Raw genomic sequence first — 22,666 nt, forward strand, 5'->3', positions numbered from 1 at the left:
ATTAGTCAACCAGTTTGATGTCAGACGCCGCTTCTTTGCCACGGCTTACAGAAATCTCGAAAGAAACTTTCTGCCCATCATTCAGTTGCTGAATACCAGACTCGTGCAATGCTGAAATGTGAACAAAAACGTCTTTGCCGCCTTGTTCCGGTTCGATGAAGCCATAACCTTTTGTGGCGTTAAACCACTTAACTGTACCGTTAGCCATTAATCTTTAGTCCTTAGGATGTTTTATAGTCTGCCCCCCTTTCAAGGGACGTATTGAGTTCGAAGAAAGTCTGAGATGGTGTCTTGGAGAACTCAAGGAACAAATAGAATTATCCTTCGGAAAAAAAGGAGTGGCCCTAAAAGGTTCGGCTTAAGGTCTATATTCTACCCCATAACGAGCAAAAAACGTAACTCACGAGTAAACTGTATGTGAGTTTAAAAATAAAAGCAATTCATATTCTATTACAATATTTTCTCAGTTACGTTTCAGTAATCGAACGCAAAGATCATAGCTCTAATTCACCCGGTGAAACGGCGGCACGGCGCTCTTCATTCAAGGCCAGAACCTTAATTTTTCCATTGGCAATTTTAAAAGAATCATAGCCAAAATCAAAAGCCAGACTCATAAGGGTATTGACCACTTCCATATCACTGTTGCGGAATTTATCATTTTGCACCCAATGGTTTGCAATAGACTGCACAACCATTTGCTCAACCGTTATTTGATTGGATTTTGCCTTGTCAACCAATGCCTTCAGCGTCCATTCACTGATAACCTGATCATTGATAACGATTTTTTTCTTATTAATACGGATGAATTTTGCCATTGCCCTGCTCTGGATATTAAAATGTTATTTCATCCAGACAGGAATACACCATCACGTCAAAGACAACAATGCCGTAACCAACAACTGCGGATCATAATAAGGGGCACTCTGCGGTGCCACCAAACGCGTGTCTATCAAAGAAATTTTTTCTTTTCGCAACTTTGCTTTGGTTTCAGGCAGCAGGTTTTGACCATTCTCACTATCAATAAACACATGCGTCATAAACGTGGATGCGGGGGTATCCTCACCCGTATCCAAGCAAAGATATTCAATTAATTTAAAAATAGAATCATCCATTGAAAGTCCGATTCTTTCCGGGTCGTCCCCCAAACTCGGCACATAAACCTTTGGACATTTCTTTCGTGCAATCGCCTGCCCCACCCCTTTGGGAAGGAGATTGGCAATAATGCTTGTATAAAAGCTTCCTGGTGGAAAACAGATTAAATCCGCATCATCGATAAACCGCTTTTTCTTCTTCGAAATTTGCGCCGTTGTACGCTTCTGTGTTTTCAAATCTTTTACAAGGAAAAGCTCATCCAACGCCTTATCAATCTTACAAACTTCCTTGCCGGTAATCATATGTTGCCCATAGATCACCTGCCCATCTTCCAAACGTGCGGCTAAATGCAGGGTATCGTTCACAATTGTTGTTACCTCACCCAACACATTCACCAGTTTCGAAAACATAAAAATAACCGGATCCATCTGTTTTCGATGATTAAGATATCCTGCTGACAAAATCAGATTGCCAATACTGGCACCTCTCAAATCAAAATCATCAGGCATAGCATCTAGAAACATAGATAAATGTGTTCTAATCAATCTGCGCATAGGCTGCTTAATCGCGGCAACCTGCGGATCCTTTCCACTCGCCATCGCCTGAAGTTGCATCAACAGATCCTTGCGCCTAGCCTCTTTGGGCAAACGATGCGCAAATAGGCTAAAGATTTCAGGGCTACCACTGATGCGTTCATCCGCCAGCGCCATCATGCGTGATCGCATATCGCCAATTGCGGGCATATCAAATGCTTTTCGTAAAATAGCCGAGCTTCCCCCGCTATCAAAGGGTGTCACCAAATGAATGGAATTATGTGTGAATTTTTTGAGAATGCGACTGGTTTCCGTCAGCGCCGTCCCCCCTGAAAAAAACAATACACGCGGCCCGTATTCAGGTGCTTTTTCATATCGTGCCGCACGCAGCATATCGGGCATAGTCACGGTGCGAGAAACTGTTGTTTTTTTCATATCGTCCCAAAAATAATAGATCTTTTATGATATAATGCGAAGCGTTGCTTCAAAGGTCCAGAAGATTATTGTTAAACTTCAAAGGAAGGATAAACGGATTGCTTTTGATTAAATTTCACATTTTCGCGGACCGTCACAGAATTGAAACACAAATGACGCAAAATGCGGCTCGCTTACATCCCCCCACTGAACTCAAAAAAAAATTGAAACCCATCTCCATATTTCATTCGCTCTTTCTTCCTTATTGTTTTCGCTGAAACATCCGACCTGCAGATATAATTATGCATTTACCCAAATCCATTCACGATAACCTGCATTTCCTGTTGGCTGAAACCCAGTCGCAGGTGAACAACCTTCTTGTTCTGCTGGAAACCGCATCGCAAACGGTTTCCCAACGCATTCTGGATCGCCAAGGCTATACCTACAACTTGAAAATGCGCGTCCATGATGGATGTTTGGACACCTTGCGTCATGGCAAAAAAGGTAACGTAAATATCTATTCTTTAAGAGCTGCCGAAGCCATCGCATCTGATTTGGAACGTATCACCGATCTGTGTCACGAATGCGTCCGTCTGATGGCAAATTTATCCAGACGTGATGCTCTTAAAAAAAGTGATAATGCCGCCCTTTTATCCAAGATAGATAAAGGGATTGCCCTGATTGAGCATGCCATAGAAGAAGATGACACGCGCCTAGCCCTAAAAATCGGCAATATTGAACGAGAATTGGGTCGCGCCTACGAACGTGTTTTCAAAAAACATCTCAAAACCTTATCCAAGCAAAAAAATCCTGAAGATGCCTTAACATCCTTGTTTGTTTCCCAACGGATTGAGGAAATGGGCGACATTCTTTTAAGCATTTCTGAATCGATCATGTCGGCAAAGCTTGGTCAACCCATGCATATTGATCGTTTTCGCTCTCTTAAAACAGCCTTATCCGATCTTGGTCTTTTGAATGCAGATGTCGAAACCATTGCAGAAACAAAATCCGGCAGCGCAATTGCAGGTATCAGCGCAAGTAATGGTGAGGAAAATGGCTATCTGGCCATTTTTAAAGACGGCAAAAAAGAAAAACTGAAAGAAGAATTGGAAAGCGTCGAAAGCTGGCATGAAATTTATCCCGGTCTGGCCCCGCAAATTTTGTCATATAAAAAACAAGGGAAAAATGCGGCCCTTCTGATTGAACATCTTCCCGGTCTGACTTTTGAACAAGTCCTGCTGCAAGAACATGATGATGTCGTTGAAAAAGCTCTCAAACGACTGAGTAAAACCTTAAAGGCGGTTTGGAACGAAACAAAAAAGAAAAAGAAGATTCCGGCCAACCATATGGCACAACTCAAAAAACGCTTAAAGTCCGTTTTGGATATCCATCCAGACTTCCAAACATCCTCAGTTAAAATTGGTTCGCAAAAAGTTATTTCTCTGGATGATTTGATTGCACAGGCTGCACAAATTGAAAAAGAACTGGCCCCTCCATTCTCTGTTTATATTCATGGAGATTTTAATCTGGATAACATCATCTTCGACCCTGAAAATCAAACCATCAAATTTATCGACCTGCACCGTTCATGTTATCAGGATTACACACAGGACATATCCGTTTTCATGGTGTCAAATTATCGCTTGCAAGTCTTGGACAACAGAACACGCAGTCGGATTAAAACCAGCGCCCTTTATCTACATTCTTACGCAAAAGAATTTGCCCGCAAAAACAATGATGAAACGTTCGAGCTTCGCCTCGCTTTGGGTTTGGCCCGTTCCTTCATTACATCCACCCGTTTTATTTTGGACAAAGGCCTTGCCAACGCCATGTACCTGCGCGCGGTCTATATTTTGGAAAATATTCAGGCATGCCCGAAAAAACATATAAAGAAATTTAAATTGCCGATTGAGGATCTCTTCACATGATTCATAAAAAAATTGCCGTCATCGGAATACCGGGTAAGTGGTCAACCGAAGTGCTTGCGGACCGATTAGAAGAGAAAACAGGATTTCGTCTGGTTATATCTATGGCCGATGTCCATGCGGACCTTTCAACAAACTCCCTTTATGCACAAGGTGTGAACCTTTGTCAGTTAGACGGCATAATCGTAAAAAAAATCAGCCAAACCTATAATCCCAATACACTGGATCGTATTGAATTGCTGCGTTTGGCTGAAAAAAATGGTGTGCGCGTCTTTTCAAAACCCGACACCATTATTCGAATGATCGATCGCCTGGGCTGTACCATGACATTGCGCAACGGGGACATTCCCATGCCGGCGACACGTATCAGCGAAGACATTGATTACGCCCTACAAACCGTTCACGATTTCGGTGCAGCCGTTTTCAAACCCCTTTATTCAACAAAAGCCCGTGGCATGTGCGTTATTGAAAGCAATCAATCTGATGATCAAATTCTAAATCAGATTACAGAATTTAAACGCGATAATCCGATGATGTATATACAAGAAAAAGTCGAACTCGCGGGTCAAGATTACGGAATGGTCTTTCTAGGCGGGGATTATATGGGCACATATGCCCGCATTTCCCAAAACGACAGTTGGAATACGACCATTAACAGCGGCGGCAAATATGCCCCGCATACCCCATCGCAAAGCACAATAGAACTTGCCAGCAAAGCGCAAGCCCTTTTCGGAATGGATTTCACCACCGTTGATGTGGCCGATACCAAAGACGGCCCCATTATTTTTGAAGTTTCCGCATTTGGTGGTTTTAAAGGCGCGAAGGAAGGTATCGGAATTGATGCCGCCAATCTTTATGCCGATTATGCGTTAAAGGAGCTCAGCCAATGATCACCCTGCAAAACATTGCACACCGTATGCAAAGTGGCTTTCCCTTATGTGATGGCGAAGTTTTGTTGGATTTAGATGGCTATAAAATCGCTATTCAATCCAACAGCGAAGAACTGTTGGAAAAACTAGGCATTTATTTCGCTCATACCTTAGGTCACGGTAGCGCTGATATTGTCGTCAAGGCCATTCAACGCCCACAAGACACTTATGATTTGACCTTCACAGACTGGAAGCGCGAACCCGGCAAAACCGGACGCAAAGATGCCTACGTCGATATTGAACAGGCACGCATCATTCAAAAAGTGCGCACAAGCATGGTCTTTTTACAAAGTCAGAGCGAACGTATTGCCGCTGGCCCTTGTCTTGAAAATGATAATCAGGTGATTAATTTCATCAATGCACAATATATGAACCACCTGCAACAAAACGGTGCGCTCATTTGCCATGCATCCGGTCTTTGTGCCCGTGAAAAAGGCCTAGGAATTGCCGGGTTCTCCGGTGGTGGAAAATCTACATTGATGCTCCATTTGTTAAGTAGCGATAATGTTCAATACCTGACAAATGACCGGTTGTTTTTAAAAGCAGGCTCTGCCATTGGCATACCGAAACTACCACGTGTTAATCCCGGTACCATGTTGCATGATCCAAACCTGATCGATCTTCTCCCTGCCGAAAGGATCAAAGCTTTAAAAGCGCTTCCCCCGTCTGAATTATGGGATTTGGAAGAAAAATATGACGTCTTTGTTGAAGATATTTATGGCCCAAATAAAATCATCGACCATGCAACACTCAATGCTTTCCTTATTCTCAACTGGAAACGCGAGAGTGAAGTCCCCTGCACGATACAAGAAATCAATATTGAAGAACATGTCGACCTTTTAAAAGCTGTTATAAAATCGCCCGGTCCCTTCTATCAGGATGTAAATGCAAATTTCATTTCACAAGATATGCATCAAGATAGCCTCGCCTATCTAAATGCGCTTAAGAATGTTAGAATATATGAAGCCAGCGGGAAGATTGATTTCACTTATGCGAAGGATTTTTGCCTTCAACATCTCTTGATGGAATAGGATGAAGACGATGGTCAAAAACCTGTTACTCTTGCGACATGGGCATACAAAAAACACACACCCGGAAGGTGATTTTTATCGCGAGTTAAAAAACAAAGGGAAACGCAATGCTCAGCGTATCGGTGTTTGGTTGCAGGAAAACAACTTGCAACCGGAATTGATCCTTGCCTCCCCTGCCGAACGGGCACGTACCACAGCCGCAAAATCCTGCAAATCGGCCGGATTATCCACACAGATCATCGCCAATGTGCCGCGCCTTTATAACGCCGCGCCGATTGATTTACGCGGTGCCATCGCAAAGACACCCAATAGTGTTGAATGCCTTATGGTCGTGGCCCATAACCCCGGTCTATCCATGCTGGTTGGACAACTGAGCAATCATTACTTGGCAATGGCCCCGGCGACCTTGGTTCACCTGCAATTTGACGGAAGTTGGAAAGATATTTCACGCTGCCATTGCACCAATATTATTGAAGGGGCAAGCCTGCCTGAAACCTTTCCTTTTAATGGTTCGGGCGGTACTGAACAACGCATACGCCCTGCCTATTATTACAATCAAACCGGCGTTGTTCCCTATCGGATTGTTGATAGCGAACTTCAAATTTTGCTCATTTCATCCAGCAGTGGTAAACATTGGGTCATACCCAAAGGCATTCACGACCCCGGTATGAATGCGCAAGAAAGCGCCGAAAATGAAGCACGCGAAGAAGCCGGTGTGAAAGGTCTTGTCGCAGATTTTCTTTTAGGGCGTTACAGCTACGAAAAATGGGACGCGACCTGCGATGTACAGATTTTTCCAATGGCTGTCACCCATGAACTTGCGCCACACGAATGGGAAGAAAGTCATCGCCTGAGAAAATGGGTTTCCCTTGCGGCTGCAATTGAATTGGTGAATACCCCTGCCCTCGCTGACATCATAGGCAAGCTCCCTGCTTATCTGGAAGGCATTCAGCATGACTAACCCTGTTGCTATCCTCCTTCGACATGGTGATTATCACCAGTTAAACGACACCCCCAGCGCGTTACAACCTTTCCCGCTGAATGAACAGGGTTTCTTACAGGCACAAGATGCAGTTGGCTTGCTTAAGGGCTTTGCCGATCAATATAATTGGCAATTGGATCCGGTTATTGAATGTTCCAGTCAGCTCCGTGCATGGCAAACCGCAGACGTCATATGCGAGGCACTGGATTGTTTTGACGATATAAAAAGCAGTGATCATTTAAGCGAACGCCAATTGGGGAGTGCCGCAAACCTAACCGTTAAACAGATCGAACAAGTGCTTAATGTCGATCCACGTTTTGAGAACCCACCTGCCGATTGGAAGTCAAACTCACATTACCGCCTTCCCTTGCAAGGTGCTGAATCGTTGATGGAGGCTGGCGAACGTGTGGCCAATCATATCAAACTCGTCTTAAACCACCTTCCCCTGAACACTTCTGACAAGCCAATCGCCAAGCTATTTGTTGGTCATGGCGCTGCCTTTCGACATGCAGCGCATCTCCTTGGCATATTGACGTTTGAAGATATAGCCAAACTGAGTATGTACCACGCCAAACCTGTTATTTTATCCTATGATGAGAATGGCACATGGTTTCACGTATGTGGAGAATGGAAAATCCGCCAACAAAAAGAAGAATATTCGGATTAAAGACAATGCATCAACATTCTAAACATGCTCTCCTACCACGCTATCATGGCAAATCCTGGCTCAATGTCCGTCTGCCACGCAAAACCGTCGAATGGTGTGAAGGTGGTGCAAAATCTCTTGCACATGATTGTACCGACGAAAAGTCCCTGATGACGACTTTAAAAGAGCTAAATAAAACAAATGCATGGGTTTGGCCCAAACGAAAACATATTTTTCTGTCCGACCTGCATGGCGACCCCGATGCTTTTGCCGCCTCGTTGGTCTTATCCGGTTGCATTAAAAAAAACGGACCAAAGCCCACTGATTTTTCTTTGAATGAAAGTGGGCGTAAAGCTAACTTTATCATCGGTGGTGATTGTTTTGATAAAGGGCCAAGCAGCCTCGGATTATTACGGACAATTCGCCATCTAAAAGACCAAGGCGCGCGCGTTCGCGTCCTTGCGGGAAATCACGATGTTCGGGTTCTATTTGGTATGCAGGCCATCGGAAAACATAAAACACCGAAAAATGAACATTTTTTCATTCGCACCGGGCAAAAAATAATTCCGTTACTCAAAGAAATCTGGACCGAATACTTACAGGAAGCAGATTCACTGAAACATATCCCAAATAAACGCACGTGTAAAAAAATGCTCTATCCATCGCGGGAATGGTTCAATCGTTTCCCCGATCTTGCAGAACCACACTTAATTTCGCATCAAATTGAACGTGAACTCACCCGCATCAGGAAAAAGTACGATACTTTCGAAGATAAATGTGAAAAAGCAGGATTGAACTTACGTCAGGTTTATGCCGCTGCCCTCAAATGGCAAGAGTTATTTTTATTACCGAAAGGGGAATTCCATTGGTTTTACAAACAAATGCGCCTTGCCTTTAAGTCTGGTTCGTTTCTGTTTATTCATGCCGGCTTAGATAACAAAGTGGCTGAACAACTATCAGGCATTGGCGTCAAAGATTTAAATCGAATATTTAAGCAGGCCCTTCAAGGCGCCCCTTTCGATTTTTATTACAGTCCCTTATGCAACACAGTGCGAACAAAATATAGAAATGTGGATCATCCCTTTACAAACAAAGGGGCACGGCATGTCCGGCGTGCAGGTATAAGTGCGATTATTCATGGGCATCGAAATTTACATTCAGGCCAACGGATTGCCCTTCGTAAAGGTGTGCTCAATTTTGAATGTGATGCAAGTTTAGATAGTCATACCCGTCGCAACGAAAAAATACGCGGACGCGGTGCCGCTGTCACCATTATCCATCCCAAAGGGAAAATATTGGGTTTATCCAGCGATTATCCGCATATCAAGCTATTTGCACCGCACAGCACTTTATTGCATTTACAGAAAAAACACGCAAAGAGAAAGACCAAACAATGAAAGATGATCAAAGATTTAAACATGAATCTTTGCAGGATTCAAAAACGATTGCCACGCTCCTAAACGCACTGACAAACGCGATTTCAGATGGAAAAATTGTCATGGAAGATGGCAACGCCTCATTAACGATGGAACCTAAAGGTTTATTGCACCTTAAACTTTCCGCCTCAAAAGAAGATAACCAAAACCGCCTAAACATTAAAATCTCGTGGCAAGGGGAAACCAAGATTGAAAGTGGGAAAAATATTAAAATCTCAGGTAGATAACCATATAACAAAAGGTTGTTGTCAGCCCTATTCTCCGTGTGGCACTATGAATTCATAAAAATTCTTGGCCGAGAAAAAATGACAATGAACCAACATAATGTGATTTTGATTGATCAATCAGAACCAAGTGACATTGTCATTTGCCTGCAAGAAATAGGTATCGTCAATTTCAAGATAGCCCCGACCCTTGATATTGATAGCGACTTTTCCAAAATAGATTTGATTATCGTTGATGCCCAATTGGCCGATGAATGTTTGGATTTATTCGACAATACGGCCCGCCCTACCCTCGTCACCATTGCCCCAAAAGGGATAAGTTACGATCAGTTCAGTTTTCTTGCCGAAGAATTTGATGAAGTCTTCATTCGTCCTTTTGACCCATATTTTGTAAAGCTCCGGCTTTCCAACCTTTTAAAAACAAAACCACTCACCAGAACGGCATGGGGTCAAAACAAACAGGACGCGCACTACAAAAAGTTGCTAGACCTCTCTCGAGATATCATCTTAACGGTCACAAACGGTGTCGTCACATATGCCAATAAGACAGCTTTAAATACTCTGGATATTTCGCAAGGAACTTTAATCGGCAAGCGACTTTCCCTCATCGCCCATAATGATTGTGCGCAATTCATCGAAGAATCCTTACCGGAACTTGCTGAAACCCAAGACCGACTGCAAGTCCAATTCAAGGGCAACAGAAATGACAAAATTCATGCCCTGCTGACGGTCACTCCCATTCCTGAAGAATGCCCCAACACATATCTCCTGCAAGCCATTGACCATCTTGAACAAAAAAGTGCACTGGAGACTCTTCTACAACGCGAACGCCAATATAAGAGTTTGGTGGAAATGTCCTCCAATCTAATTTTTATAGTAAGCGATGGCGTTATTATTTACGCAAATCCCAGTTGTGAAGAAAAATTAAATAGCAATCGGCAAAAAGGTTCTCTCATCGGCAGGCCCTTAGCCAGCATCGTTGATATAGATTACGTTTCCATCATTGACGGCAGTTTAGGCGAACTTGCCGAAATGAATGAACGTTTACCCCTTAAAATTCATTCATTAGATGGGACACTCCTTGATGTCGTTCTGCGTGTCGCTCATATGAATAGCGAACTGAACGAAACTTATCTGATTGAAGCTGTTGATGTCAGTAAACAAAAACGTTCTGCCGAAGCTTTATTGGAACGCGAAGAACGCCTGAGCGGCATTGTCGATAATGCCCCGGATGCCATTATATCAATGGATGAACAAGGTAATATCGAGTCTTTCAACAATTCCGCCGTTAAAATCTTTGGACTTTCCAGTGACGATGCAATCCATAAAAACTTGCTGGACCTTGTGCGCTTCGAAAACGACCCGGATAATTTTACAAAAAATGAAGAAATACTACTAAAAGATTGCTCGGCACGAGAAGCTGTCGGCTTGCATATATCCGGTAAAGAAATCAATATCGACTTGTCGATTAAGTCTATGCACTTTGGTGAACAAAAAAGCTATATCGCCATTATTCGTGATGTCACCTTGCAAAAACGTGACCATGAAGAACTGGCATTTCTTGCCAACCATGACCCCCTGACCAAACTGCCCAATAGTCATTTCCTTTTAAAAACCCTAGAAAGAATTACAGAAGATAAAAGCGAAACATGTGTTTGTTGTGTATTGTTCATCACACTTGAACGGCTGAACCGGGTAAATGATCTTTTCGGTCATCAAATGGTTGATCAGGTATTGGGCGCAGTCGCAATCCGTCTCAATGAAACCATCGGACATAACAATATAATCGGGCGCTGGGGGGGTGGTAAATTTGTTGCTATTCTTAATGAACTGGCTCTGGAACAATCAACCAAAGAAATTTGCGAATCCATTATCGCAACTATTAGCCAACCTTTTTTTATCGAGGACAATGAAATCGTCATTGGGTGTAAAATAGGTGTCAGTTGCTATCCAATGGATTGTGATAACCCATCCAGTCTCGTAAAGAACGCTGGTATGGCAGCCTTTGCTGCACGCCAAGAAGAAAACGCCGATTACCTTTTCTATACCAAAGCGATGGAAGCCGAAGCGGAAGAACGCGATATGCTGGAGCGCGAATTGCGGCTTGCCTTGGAAAACGACCAGCTTCAAGTGTACTACCAACCTAAGATTGATCTTTCAACCGGTCATATTCGTGGTATGGAGGCTCTTATCCGATGGATCCATCCTGATTTGGGCTTCATTTCACCAGCCAAGTTCATTCCTATCGCAGAAGAAACCGGACAGATTATTACCATTGGCGAATGGGTCTTACGTCGATCCTGTTACGATACGCAAAACTGGATCAATCAAGGGGCATCTCGTCATTTAAAAGTTGCTGTTAACCTGTCTGGCCGACAGCTGGATGAAGAAAAGTTACCTCAAACCATTCAAGATATTCTGGAAGAAACCGGCCTTCACCCCACCAATCTAGAACTGGAAGTCACCGAAAGTTCCTTGATGCGCGATATTGACCAGGGAATGCGGATACTCAAAAGCTTACGCGACCTTGGGATTACAACGGCTATTGATGATTTTGGAACCGGGTATTCATCCCTCAGCTACCTGAGGCGTATTCCACTGGATACTTTAAAAATTGACCAATCGTTCGTGCGAAACCTTCATGTTGATCCGGATGATGCCGCCATTGCCCGCACCATTATGGATATGGCGGACAATATGGGATTAACGGTCGTTGCTGAAGGCATAGAAATAGAAGAACACGAAACCTTTTTACAATCTATTCATTGCCATATCGGGCAAGGGTATTATTACTCTAAACCCGTTCCTCCGGCTGAGTTTGATAAGCTTCTGACGACCTTCTCACCACCCAAAAGCCTGAATAACCGACGGACGGGCGAAGACCGACGAATACAAAAAGACCGCAGAAAACCTTAGACGACAGCTTCTTCTTTCTGTGGGCGGGTCGTTGCGCAATAAAGTTCTTCATTCGTTTCCTGTTCTACCCCGGTTAAAACGATGTGATATCCCCATAACAGTTTTAAATGCTTAAGAACTTCATTCCTTGTTTGTTCATGTAGCAAAATTCTATTTTTGCATCGATGGCGTAGGAATAGAGTTCGATCCCCTCTGATATTTACGTCAACCACCTGAATATCCGGTTCTTGTAAAGAGAGGTTATAACTTTCCGCCAAGGCATTTCGCACCTGACGATAACCGGATTTGTTATGAATAGCGCCCACTTCCAATGTCGGAGATTTACTATCATCTGCAATGGAAAACAGCCTCATCTTACGCATAAGATAGGGGCTCAGATATTGTAAGATAAAAGACTCATCACGATAATTGGCCCATGCATCCAACAGCGTGTCACGCCATTCCCCATTGCCTGCAATGGCCGGGAACCAATCACGATCTTCATCTGTGGGTTCCATACAAATGCGTTTAATGTCCATCATCATATTAAAGCCAAGTGCGTACGGATTTATGCCGTTGTAGCGGGGATCATCAAAATCAGGTTGAAAGACAACGCTTGTATGACTGTGCAACATCTCCAACAACGCACCTTCACTTATCAATCCTTTATCGTAAAGACGGTTCATAATCGTATAATGAACAAATGTTGCGCAGCCTTCATTCATCACCTTCGTTTGTTTTTGCGGATAAAAATATTGGGCAATATTGCGTACAATGCGCAAAATTTCGCGCTCCCATGTTCTTAGATTGGGGCTATTCTTTTCCAAAAAATAAAGGAGGTTTTCCTCTGGCAGCTTAAACATTTCCTGCCGTCTTTTTTGTTCAATCTCGCATTCATCCAGTTCTGCGACTGTCTCACGGGCTGCCGGGACAGTGCGCCAAAGATCGTTATAGCTTCTTTCCTCGTATTCTTCTCTTTCCTGTACTTTCTTACGTAGTGCTTCTTTGGACAGCTTTGGGGGGCGACGATATCGAAAAACACCTTGATCCATCAGGGCATGGGCTGCATCCAAAATTTCCTCGACCCGTTCAATGCCATAACGTTCTTCACATTTCGCAATATAATCTCTGGCAAAAGAAAGATATTCAAGGATACCTTCGGCATCGGTCCATTGTTTGAACAAATAATTGTTTTTGAAAAAATGATTATGCCCAAAAGCCGCATGCGCCATAACCAAGGTCTGCATCGCCATTGAGCTATCTTCCATATTATAGCTGATACAGGGGCTTGAATTGATGACAATCTCATAAGCCAGCCCAGAATACCCGCGTCGATAGCTATGTTCATCACGTGCAAAACGTTTTCCAAACGACCAATGCTTGTACATCAAAGGTAAACCGATGGAGGAATAGGCATCCAACATTTGCTCTGACGAGATAACTTCAATCTGATTGGGATACGTGTCCAAATGAAGTTCATTATGCGCAATCTCTTCAATCGCATCATAAACTTCACTCATAATATCAAACGTCCATTCTGAACGTTCAAAGAGAGGCTTTGTTTTTTCTTCTATCATTTCAGGCCCCCTTCAGGTCTTTGGCAAACAATTCCCTAAAGACCCCGTAAATATCACCGGGTTGAGAAATTTTCCCCATTTTAAAAATTGGCCAACCATCACGAACTTGACGATAGGCTTTCCATAAATCGGAACCACCTTCCCCGTTACGAACAATTTCCATTTCCTGAACATCAACCACTTCGATATAGGTGTAATACTGAACCACAGGTAAAATATCGTTGTTCAACAATGAAATACATGTTCCTGAATCACCTGTTGTATTGTCACCATCAGAAACTTGTGCCGCGTAAATATTCCAAATATCCGTTGGATAACGTTCACGCTGGATTTTCTTCATTTCTTCCAACGCACGGCTCACAACAGTTCCCCCACTTTCACGTCCATAAAAGAAGGTTTCCTCGTCTACTTCCTGTGCAATATGCGTATGACGGATAAAGACAATCTCGGTATATTCGTAACGTCGGTCTAAAAACAAATGCAGTAGCAGGAAAAAACGTTTCGCAAGATCTTTCTCTCGTTCCCCCATAGAACCCGAAACATCCATAAGGCAAAACATAACGGCCTTTGAATTTGGCTGAGGGACTTTTTCAAACGCATGATAGCGCACATCAATAGGATCAATAAAACCAACAACTTGGCGTTTTCGGTTTTTCTTAATCAACAGATTTTTTAATTCTTCAAGCCGTTCTTTTTGCTTCACACCAAGACGGGACTTGGCTTCCAATTCTGCAATTTCAGCTTCAAGTTCCTCAATTTCCGATTTTTTCGGACGTTTCAGGGCTGTGCGGCGCGCTAAGGACTGGCGCATCGTACGAACAAGCGTAATATTCGATGTCGTCCCCGATGTTCGATATCCTGCGTGCTTTGTCTGAAAATTTCGTACATCTGTGAGAGATTTTTTTACAAGATCAGGCAGTTCCAAGTCTTCGAAAAACAAATCAAGAAATTCATCCCGTGTCAGGGTAAAGCTGAAATCATCTTGGCCTTCGCCATCATCTGAACCTTGCTTGCCCCGTCCCCCGGCACCACCCCCTTCAGGACGTTTTATTTTATCACCCGGCATAAAGTCTTTATTACCGGGAAAAACCCGGTTTTTTGAACCTGTTCGCCCATCATTGAAAAACTTGGGTTCTTCAATCCCTTTGGTTGGAATGGTGATTTTCTCACCCGTTGCCAAGTCTTTGATGCTCCGATCTTTCAAAGACTTATCAACAACTTCCTTAATGCGGGCACGTGCCCGTTTTACAAAGCGTTGACGATTGCCGAGGCTTTTGCCTTTCGGGTTCTCGCGTCTATCAACGAAGTATCGCATCGCAATTACCCCGCTTTGTTAACGCGCATATACCATTCTACAAGTCGTCTGACCTGACGTTCGGAATATCCGTGTTCTTTCATCCTTTCGACAAATTCACCATGTTTGGCTTCAGTTTCCCCATCTTTTTTGGTGCCAAAACTGATCACAGGAAGCAAATCTTCGACTTGATTGAACATATGTTTTTCAATCACATCCCGCAGTTTCTCATAAGAGGTCCAAAGCGGGTTCTTGCCTTTATTGTTTGCTCTTGCGCGCAAAACAAATTTCACAACCTCATTTCGGAAATCTTTAGGGTTGGCAATCCCTGCCGGTTTTTCAATTTTGGAAAGCTCTCCATCCAGAATATCACGAGAGAACATCTGCCCCGTATCCGGGTCTTTAAAATCCTGTTCTTCAATCCACGCATCCGCATAGGCGATATAGCGATCAAACAGGTTTTGACCATATTCTGAATAAGATTCCAGATAGGCCCGTTGAATTTCATTGCCGATAAACTCGGCATAACGCGGGGCCAGTTCGGATTTAATGAAGTTCAGATATTCTTCTTCTTTCTCTTTGGTAAATTGCTCCCGCTTGATTGCCATCTCCAAGACGTACATCAAATGTACAGGATCAGCCGCAATTTCAGCCGTATCATAATTAAACGTCTGAGAAAGTACTTTAAAGGCAAAGCGGGTCGAAATACCGTTCATCCCTTCATCAACACCAGCCATATCCCGATATTCCTGTACCGAGCGTGCTTTGGGGTCCGTATCTTTCAGGTTTTCACCATCATAGACACGCATTTTTGAGAACAGGTTGGAATTGTCATGCGGTTTTAATCGCGTCAGTACAGAAAATTGAGCCATTAATCGCAAAGTTTCCGGTGCACAAGTCGCCGTGGCCAACTGCGAATTTTCCAAAAGCTTTTTATAAATTTTGGTTTCTTCACTCACCCGTAGGCAATAGGGAACCTTCACAATACAAATCCGGTCCAGAAAGGCCTCGTTGTTTTTATTGTTCTTGAATTGTACCCATTCACTTTCATTAGAATGGGCAAGGATAATGCCCTGATAAGGAAAGGCACCGAAACTTTCCGTTCCCAGATAGTTTTCTTCCTGTGTTGCCGTTAACAAGGGGTGTAAGACCTTTATCGGCGCCTTAAACATTTCAACAAATTCCATAATCCCTTGTGTTGTCCGGTTTAACCCACCGGAAAAACTATAGGCATCAGGATCATGTTGGCTAAAATGTTCAAGTTGGCGAATATCAACTTTGCCTACCAGCGTTGAAATGTCCTGATTATTTTCATCACCGGGTTCAACCTTGGCAACACAGCGTTGATGCAGTTTCGACGGCATCATTCTGACAACCGTAAACTGGGAAATATCCCCGTCAAATTCTTGCAGGCGTTTCGCTGACCAAGGGGACATCAAACCGTTTAAACGACGCCGGGCAATATTATATTTATCTTCAAACAAATCCGCGAATTTGGTCGGATTAAACAATCCCAGAGGCGATTCAAAAACCGGACTGACTTGATCCCCTGCCTTCAGTACATAAATCGGAAATTCTTCCATCAATGCTTTCAAACGTTCTGCAATTGAAGATTTCCCGCCCCCGACAGGACCAAGCAGGTAAAGCACCTGTTTCTTTTCTTCCAGACCTTGCGCGGCATAATTGAAATAACCTGCAATGCGTTCAATGGTTTCTTCCATCCCATAAAAATCTTTAAAAGACGGATAAACCTTGATTGTCCTATTTTGATATATGCGTCCCAAGACCGGGTCGGAATTGGTATCAATCAATTCAGGTTCCCCAATCGCCATAACCATACGTTCGGCTGCTGAGGCATACATCATCGGGTCGTCACGGCAGCCCAACAGGTATTCCTGCAGAGACAGCTCTTCCTGACGTTCCTTCGCATACATTTCGGAATATAAGTCGAAGACTTCCATGACACGTTCCTTTTTTCTCGGCGCGAACCGTTTTTAGGAATGTCCGTCAACACGCTTCGCACGTCTTAGTTATTGAATTCATATCCTACTATTGAGGTGGGGATTGGATTTATCGTTTCAATGCATGCAATTATAAAAAAAGAAAAAAACGATGTTTTAGGACAAGCTAATTTTGATTAAGATCAATGCTGCATTCCCTAATCTGGGACAGAAGTATGAGAAAATTGTCAGATAAGCAGGCAAATGGTTATGTTGCATAAATTTTGGCATTTCAGCGTGGTCATGCTGGGGTTATACCCACTTGGCGGATATGCTGATGTTCCACATGATAAAACAGCAACATATGACATTGAAAATGCAGAAGATATCAATGAATTATGCGCTGGCTGTCATGGACGCAAAGGACAAGGAGGAAAAGGCGGTATATACCCACGTCTCGCGGGCCTCACGCCAGAATATATGACCCGCCAGATTGAATCCTTCAAATCTAGGGAACGTATTAACCTGCCTATGTTGCCTTATGCCAATGACCGGGAACTCTCTCAACAAGATGTGCATGACATCACCCATTATCTTGCTGCAATAGACCTCCCGACCCAGCTTCCACGGTCCTCCGAGGTTATTGACGGATTGGAACGGTTACGCCAAAGCAAAAGCATCGTACAAATCGGGCGCTACCCGGGAAATATTAATCAAGGGGAGCGAATTTACATGGAAGCCTGCCGTGCTTGCCATCAAAGAGACGGGGTTGGACGTACCGATAAACCACGCCTGCGTGGACAGTACACACAATACTTAAAAAAGCAAATGCACGATTTCAAAAAAGGGACGCGTCAACATGTAGACTGGGAAGTCAAATTCGCAGACCTTTCTGACAATGATATTAACAACATTCTCGCCTTCCTTTCCATTCTGGATGATTAACGGAGTACATAATGAAAAAAATACTGGCGCTTATCCTCGCACTCTTAGCCTTTAGCACAAGCGCGGATGCAGAAGATACCATTGGGGGACGTTGGCTATTGAACAACCACTTCAATGAGGTTGTAACAGATCAACATTTCACCGGTAAATTCCGTCTCATCTTTTTTGGTTATACCTTCTGCCCCGATGTTTGTCCGACATCTTTATCCAACGTGGCAGATGCAATGGATATCCTTGAAAAAACAGAAGGATTTAAAGAAGAAATCCAACCCCTTTTCATTTCCGTTGACCCAAAACGCGACACACCAACTGTCTTGCGTGAATATGTCAAAAACTTTCATCCCAAAATCATTGGTTTAACCGGTCCTGAGGCCATTATCAAACGCACGGCCGACCTGTTCAAAGTCAAATACAGTATTGCCCCCGAAAGCAAGGGAAAAGAGGATGAATTTTACCTGATTGATCACAGTGCAGGTCTTTATTTTATGAGCCCAACGGGTATTTTCATTACCAAATTCGCACATGGGATTTCCGGTAAAGAAATTGCCAAACGTATTCTGGAAATCCTGGAAGCAAATCAGTGACCAACACACCTTCAACAAGCTTTACCCAAGGTACAGAACAACAGGATCAACATCGTAAAGAAGTGCGCGACATGTTTGATATCGTCGCGCCACGTTACGATATAATGAATGATGTTATGAGTATGGGAATACATCGCCTGTGGAAACACTCCTGCGTTTCCATGCTCGCCCCTCAATATGGGGAAACTGTTGTTGATTTGGCAGGTGGTACGGGTGACTTGGCGGCTGCGTTTACCAAACGTGGGGCAAAATCGATTGTTTGTGATCCTTGCGTTGGCATGATGTCTGCCGGCAAACAAAAAAAACAACCTATTCAATGGGTCGCAGCTTATGGTGAAACCTTGCCTTTTGCGGATAACAGCATAGATGCTCTTTCCATCGCCTTTGGTTTGCGCAATATGTCGGACCCACATACGGGCCTAAAAGAAATTCATCGTGTTTTGAAACCACAGGGTCGGTTTTTATGTCTGGAATTTTCAGAAGCCGCCCCTTGGTTGAAACCCCTTTACGATGCGTATTCCTTACATGTTATTCCGCAACTGGGAGCAATGATTGCCGGACAAAAAGAAGCTTATCAATATTTGATCCAGTCCATACGTGAATTTCCAAACCAGCAGGCTCTTGCTTCCCTTATGGTCGAATGTGGCTTTAAAAATGTGGGCTACAGAAATCTATCTTTCGGGATTGCTGCGGTCCATACGGGCAACAAATAACTTCGCAAACGGAAAGCCGACATGACCATACAACAGCTACTTCCAATGGGCCTCGCCTTTATTATGCTTGCTGTCGGTATAGGTCTGCGCGTGGATGATTTCAAACAGATTGCTCGGCATCCAAAATCACTGTTGGTTGGTTTAGGTAATCAGATCGTGCTGTTACCGTTAATCGGCCTTGCCCTTGCTTTATTTTATACAGGCCCTAAAGAATTTGCCTTCGGCATTATGATTTTGGCCGCCTGCCCTGGCGGCATTACCTCTAACCTGTTATCGGTTCTAGCTGGTGGAAACGGGGCTTTATCCGTTTCCATGACGGCAGTGACAAGCCTTGCCTCCATCATCACTGTGCCTATTATTTTAGGGCTTTCCCAGATGGTTTTGCTGGACGGCCGTAGCGAAATATATATGCCTGTTAATCAGGTTGTGGCGGGTATCTTTTTAATCACAGGTTTGCCAATTTCCATTGGAATGTTTCTAAACGCCAAATACCCTTCCTTCTGTCAAAAAGCCCAACCCAAAGTCCGCGCACTCGCCACCATGATTTTTGTACTTATTGTTGCGGGTGCCTTTATCGCCAACAAGGACAATATCGCGCAGCATTTTTTTGATATTGGCCTCTTTATGGTTTTGTTGAATATAATCACAATGACTTTGGGCTTTTACAGCGCACGTATATGCAGCAGCCCTCCCGCAGACAGTATAACAATCAGTCTGGAATGCGGACTACAAAATGTTGCACTCGCCATCTTTATTGCGATTAATGTCATGGGGGATTCCAAATTGATGGTCCCGGCAATTATCTATGCCTTAACCATGAACATAAGTGCTGCTGCACTGATTTGGTTTATCCGCCGTACGATTTCAACAACAGCAACATCTACCTGTAAATGATTAGGGAGAAACGCAAGCTCGTCGCCCCTTACCCATCTGCCCTGCTGTTTCAAATTGCGGCAGACGTTGAAAATTATCCAACCTTTCTACCGCATTGCATCGCTGCACGTATTAAAGAAAAATCACCAACAGGCTGGCGTGTCGAAAATTTATATCGATGGGGACCTGTCAGTTATAAATTCATCACTTTTGCGCAATTACAGCCAGAGCAATCCATTCACATCATGGCAGACCCGAAAGACCGGATAAAGTTAGATGTCTTATGGAAATTCACCCCCATAGATGAGGACCAAACCGACGTTTTTTTTGAAATTGGGTTTGAAAGCCGTATCCCGATACTAGAAAAGCTCGTTCATGCCATATTGGGTGACATTGCCCAACAAACAGAACGAGCTTTCTTGAAACGCGCTGAATACCTTATTAAGGCAAATCCCCTCGCCTAAAGACCCAGAAACCAACGCTTGCGGACAATCCACCCAGTACAATGGGATAAAGCACAGACCAAGCCATATACCCCGCATGACCAAAAGTGTCCAAAATCACATAAGCCGATGGGCCTAACAAAATCAATTCAGGATCAAACAGCATCATAGAGGCAGTCCTGAACGTTTGCAGCGGGTTAGCCAGTGCAATTGCAATAACGGTTTCCGGCGGGGCGTGTGCTTTGATAATTGAGCCCAGCAAAATCAAATCAAGAAACAGCAACATCAACAACCATGTCAAAAACGCAACCGCTTGCGATACATCTGTTGAACGGGCCAAACTTGATGTCATAAACCCGATCCCAAGGAAACAGGCTGAAACCGATATCACCAATAATGTGTAGTAAATAAAATGGAACCACGGGATATCAAGTCCTGCAACCAGCCCATAGAGGACAGAACCAAACATCGCGATAAAGACAGGTAAAAAGACAACGATAAAACGCCCAAGAAATTTACCCCAATACCATCCCCCCAAGGTGACAGGCAGAGCAAGCAGGTATTCAAATACACCGGCTTCGCGATCCCCTGCCAAGGAACGTACTGTGGAAAGAAGCACAAAAATCGGCAAAATCGCCATCGTAATTTGGATAAATGTAACCAACAGTCGCGACAACCCCGTAATCCCCATGATGCGGGATTCCGTCACACCAAAAACCAGCAGCCCGACAACCAGACCACCAAAAATCAGCGCATAAAAAAAGAACCACTTGGCCCGAAGGGATTCTGAAATATCCAGCTTTGCGGTTAACCATAAACCAGCCATGCCTAGGCTCTCCGTTTATTATTGTTTATTAACTTGGAATGTTGCGGATCAAGCGGGTCGCAATTGATCGTAATTTTCTTTTTCAAAACCTTCTCCAGCATGGTTTTAAAGTCAACGCTCATCGGTCTTTCCGCTTTAAATGCTGCAAAACCATAGGCCATAGGCGACAAATACCCCGGTACGAAATACGCGCTGCGGGCATCCACCCACTGTGTCCCGCTGGTATAATCCATCACCCAAATTTCTGTCTCTTTATCTCCGGCCCACGGCTTGTCGTTTAACCATGTAACAGCGTCCCCGATATCATCAAATTTCCAAACCTGTTTGTTCGGACCACCACGGACCTGAGCGACAAATTTGGGTTCACTGATAATCATACGGCAACGTTCACACATATCACGGTCATAATGCACATCGACCGGACCTGTTTTTTCTTCATTACAGGCCAAAAGCAAAAAAGGAAGCACGAAAAGGCAGAACCATTTTTTCATAATTATTATGCCTTTCCAGCTTCATCCATATGAACGGCTTTTACAAGGCCGACATATCTGGAAAGCGTTCCCAAAAACCGTAAACGATCCGGTCCGCCGACTTCACCGACCCATTCCATCTTATCCTGACTGGTGAAGTTCCATTCCGAGATCGTTTTTTCAAAGGCCTCGACATATTTTGAAATAACCACACGGCATTGTAGGCGTCCAGCAGTTCCAACAGCATCCTCAACATGGTCATTCAGCACAATACGGCCACGATCCATTTCCACAACCCGGTTCACAAGGGCGGCGACCTCTTCCAAACGGTGTGAAGATATAATCATCGATTTATCAGAACGTTCCGCCAATAAATCAAACAAGACCTGCCGTGCAGCCGGATCAAGGTTGGCAGTAGGTTCATCAAAGACCAACAAGTCACAAGGGCGACCCAACGCCATTGCAATCAACAGTTTCTGTTTTTGACCGCCCGATAATTTCATAAAGGGCTTTTTTTCAATTTCAAAAATGTCCAAACCCATTCGTGTGGCAATTTCAGAAATTTGCGTGGTATCTGTACCACAGGCTTTTGCGACATAGTTCACCAAATCATGAACTGGCATGCGTAGAGGCGGCGGAATTTGCGGCACAAACCCAATCCGCCCCAACACATCTTCACGATTTTTTCGCGGATCCATCCCGTCAAACAAGACTTCTCCATCAAAGGTATATTCACCAAGAAGACAACGAATAATCGTCGTTTTACCAGCCCCGTTGGAGCCAACCAAGGCAATACGATCACCCAGTTCAATCGTAAGCGAGAGATTATCCAGTGTTTTTTGCTTTTTAAAAACCTTGGTAACATCTTTAACGTCGATCAACGTTTTAGTCATA

The 22,666-nt window shown here is 43.8% G+C and carries 22 protein-coding genes; 13 read left to right on the plus strand and 9 right to left on the minus strand.

What is annotated here, in order from left to right; translation table 11 throughout:
- Position 1: 1 nt before the first annotated feature.
- From IEW74_RS11305 to IEW74_RS11315, 3 genes are all read right to left on the minus strand, one after another.
- Positions 2-208 (minus strand): cold-shock protein, encoded by a 207-nt coding sequence (locus tag IEW74_RS11305; RefSeq protein WP_188665021.1) that lies wholly within the window; start codon positions 206-208, stop codon positions 2-4.
- A gap of 286 nt (positions 209-494) precedes the next feature.
- Positions 495-815 (minus strand): hypothetical protein, encoded by a 321-nt coding sequence (locus IEW74_RS11310; protein ID WP_188665024.1) that lies wholly within the window; start codon positions 813-815, stop codon positions 495-497.
- A gap of 51 nt (positions 816-866) precedes the next feature.
- Complete coding sequence (locus tag IEW74_RS11315; protein ID WP_188665027.1) at positions 867-2,060, minus strand: GAK system CofD-like protein; 1,194 nt, start codon at positions 2,058-2,060, stop codon at positions 867-869.
- A 281-nt stretch (positions 2,061-2,341) separates the two neighbouring features.
- Between IEW74_RS11315 and IEW74_RS11320 the strand changes: the two genes are divergently transcribed.
- The 8 genes from IEW74_RS11320 to IEW74_RS11355 all read left to right on the plus strand — a co-directional run bounded on the left by IEW74_RS11320 (position 2,342) and on the right by IEW74_RS11355 (position 12,128).
- Positions 2,342-3,967 carry a phosphotransferase gene (locus IEW74_RS11320; RefSeq protein WP_188665030.1) on the plus strand — a complete coding sequence of 542 codons (1,626 nt, stop codon included), beginning with the start codon at positions 2,342-2,344 and terminating at the stop codon, positions 3,965-3,967.
- Positions 3,964-4,854: a GAK system ATP-grasp enzyme gene (locus tag IEW74_RS11325; protein WP_188665032.1), complete on the plus strand. Its 891-nt coding sequence runs from the start codon at positions 3,964-3,966 to the stop codon at positions 4,852-4,854. Before IEW74_RS11320 ends, IEW74_RS11325 begins: the two co-directional genes overlap by 4 nt.
- Positions 4,851-5,924, plus strand: coding sequence for an HprK-related kinase B (locus IEW74_RS11330; RefSeq protein ID WP_188665035.1), 1,074 nt, complete (start codon positions 4,851-4,853; stop codon positions 5,922-5,924). Before IEW74_RS11325 ends, IEW74_RS11330 begins: the two co-directional genes overlap by 4 nt.
- A gap of 10 nt (positions 5,925-5,934) precedes the next feature.
- Positions 5,935-6,885, plus strand: coding sequence for an NUDIX domain-containing protein (locus IEW74_RS11335; protein ID WP_188665038.1), 951 nt, complete (start codon positions 5,935-5,937; stop codon positions 6,883-6,885).
- Positions 6,878-7,573 carry a histidine phosphatase family protein gene (locus IEW74_RS11340; protein ID WP_188665041.1) on the plus strand — a complete coding sequence of 232 codons (696 nt, stop codon included), beginning with the start codon at positions 6,878-6,880 and terminating at the stop codon, positions 7,571-7,573. Before IEW74_RS11335 ends, IEW74_RS11340 begins: the two co-directional genes overlap by 8 nt.
- Positions 7,513-8,949, plus strand: a complete 1,437-nt coding sequence (locus tag IEW74_RS11345) for a metallophosphoesterase (RefSeq protein ID WP_188665043.1) — start codon at positions 7,513-7,515, stop codon at positions 8,947-8,949. The genes IEW74_RS11340 and IEW74_RS11345 overlap by 61 nt, the downstream gene beginning before the upstream one ends.
- On the plus strand, positions 8,946-9,215 hold the full coding sequence (locus tag IEW74_RS11350) for an amphi-Trp domain-containing protein (RefSeq protein WP_188665046.1): 270 nt from the start codon (positions 8,946-8,948) through the stop codon (positions 9,213-9,215). Before IEW74_RS11345 ends, IEW74_RS11350 begins: the two co-directional genes overlap by 4 nt.
- Before the next feature lie 84 nt (positions 9,216-9,299).
- Positions 9,300-12,128 (plus strand): sensor domain-containing protein, encoded by a 2,829-nt coding sequence (locus tag IEW74_RS11355; protein WP_188665049.1) that lies wholly within the window; start codon positions 9,300-9,302, stop codon positions 12,126-12,128.
- Here IEW74_RS11355 and IEW74_RS11360 read toward each other — a convergent pair.
- The 3 genes from IEW74_RS11360 to IEW74_RS11370 are packed head-to-tail and all read right to left on the minus strand — an operon-like array spanning position 12,125 to position 16,939.
- Entirely contained in the window at positions 12,125-13,684 is a 1,560-nt protein-coding gene (locus IEW74_RS11360) for a SpoVR family protein (protein ID WP_188665052.1), read from the minus strand. The two genes, IEW74_RS11355 and IEW74_RS11360, sit on opposite strands and share 4 nt — an antisense overlap.
- A 1-nt stretch (position 13,685) precedes the next feature.
- The gene (locus IEW74_RS11365; RefSeq protein WP_188665055.1) at positions 13,686-14,999 is read right to left on the minus strand and encodes a YeaH/YhbH family protein; all 1,314 of its coding nucleotides are present in this window, start codon (positions 14,997-14,999) and stop codon (positions 13,686-13,688) included.
- Between the two features lie 5 nt (positions 15,000-15,004).
- Positions 15,005-16,939: a PrkA family serine protein kinase gene (locus IEW74_RS11370; RefSeq protein WP_188665058.1), complete on the minus strand. Its 1,935-nt coding sequence runs from the start codon at positions 16,937-16,939 to the stop codon at positions 15,005-15,007.
- Between the two features lie 249 nt (positions 16,940-17,188).
- On the opposite strand from IEW74_RS11370, the gene IEW74_RS11375 reads away from it, so the two are divergent.
- From IEW74_RS11375 to IEW74_RS11395, 5 genes are read left to right on the plus strand one after another with little or no spacing between them, the layout of a single operon-like run.
- On the plus strand, positions 17,189-17,863 hold the full coding sequence (locus tag IEW74_RS11375; protein ID WP_188665061.1) for a c-type cytochrome: 675 nt from the start codon (positions 17,189-17,191) through the stop codon (positions 17,861-17,863).
- Positions 17,864-17,874: 11 nt separating this feature from the next.
- Positions 17,875-18,447: an SCO family protein gene (locus IEW74_RS11380; RefSeq protein ID WP_188665064.1), complete on the plus strand. Its 573-nt coding sequence runs from the start codon at positions 17,875-17,877 to the stop codon at positions 18,445-18,447.
- Positions 18,444-19,160, plus strand: coding sequence for a bifunctional demethylmenaquinone methyltransferase/2-methoxy-6-polyprenyl-1,4-benzoquinol methylase UbiE (gene ubiE, locus IEW74_RS11385; RefSeq protein ID WP_229734327.1), 717 nt, complete (start codon positions 18,444-18,446; stop codon positions 19,158-19,160). The genes IEW74_RS11380 and ubiE overlap by 4 nt, the downstream gene beginning before the upstream one ends.
- A gap of 21 nt (positions 19,161-19,181) precedes the next feature.
- Entirely contained in the window at positions 19,182-20,054 is an 873-nt protein-coding gene (locus IEW74_RS11390) for a bile acid:sodium symporter family protein (protein WP_188665067.1), read from the plus strand.
- Positions 20,051-20,497 (plus strand): type II toxin-antitoxin system RatA family toxin, encoded by a 447-nt coding sequence (locus IEW74_RS11395; RefSeq protein ID WP_188665070.1) that lies wholly within the window; start codon positions 20,051-20,053, stop codon positions 20,495-20,497. The genes IEW74_RS11390 and IEW74_RS11395 overlap by 4 nt, the downstream gene beginning before the upstream one ends.
- Here IEW74_RS11395 and IEW74_RS11400 read toward each other — a convergent pair.
- The 3 genes from IEW74_RS11400 to IEW74_RS11410 are packed head-to-tail and all read right to left on the minus strand — an operon-like array spanning position 20,475 to position 22,665.
- A complete protein-coding gene (locus IEW74_RS11400) occupies positions 20,475-21,302 on the minus strand; it encodes an ABC transporter permease (RefSeq protein ID WP_188665073.1) in 828 nt (275 codons plus the stop codon). The two genes, IEW74_RS11395 and IEW74_RS11400, sit on opposite strands and share 23 nt — an antisense overlap.
- Before the next feature lie 2 nt (positions 21,303-21,304).
- Positions 21,305-21,793 carry a nitrous oxide reductase accessory protein NosL gene (locus IEW74_RS11405; protein ID WP_188665076.1) on the minus strand — a complete coding sequence of 163 codons (489 nt, stop codon included), beginning with the start codon at positions 21,791-21,793 and terminating at the stop codon, positions 21,305-21,307.
- Between the two features lie 5 nt (positions 21,794-21,798).
- Positions 21,799-22,665, minus strand: a complete 867-nt coding sequence (locus tag IEW74_RS11410) for an ABC transporter ATP-binding protein (protein ID WP_229734328.1) — start codon at positions 22,663-22,665, stop codon at positions 21,799-21,801.
- Position 22,666: the final 1 nt, after the last annotated feature.

This window comes from Terasakiella brassicae (genome assembly GCF_014641495.1).
Lineage (GTDB): Bacteria > Pseudomonadota > Alphaproteobacteria > Rhodospirillales > Terasakiellaceae > Terasakiella > Terasakiella brassicae.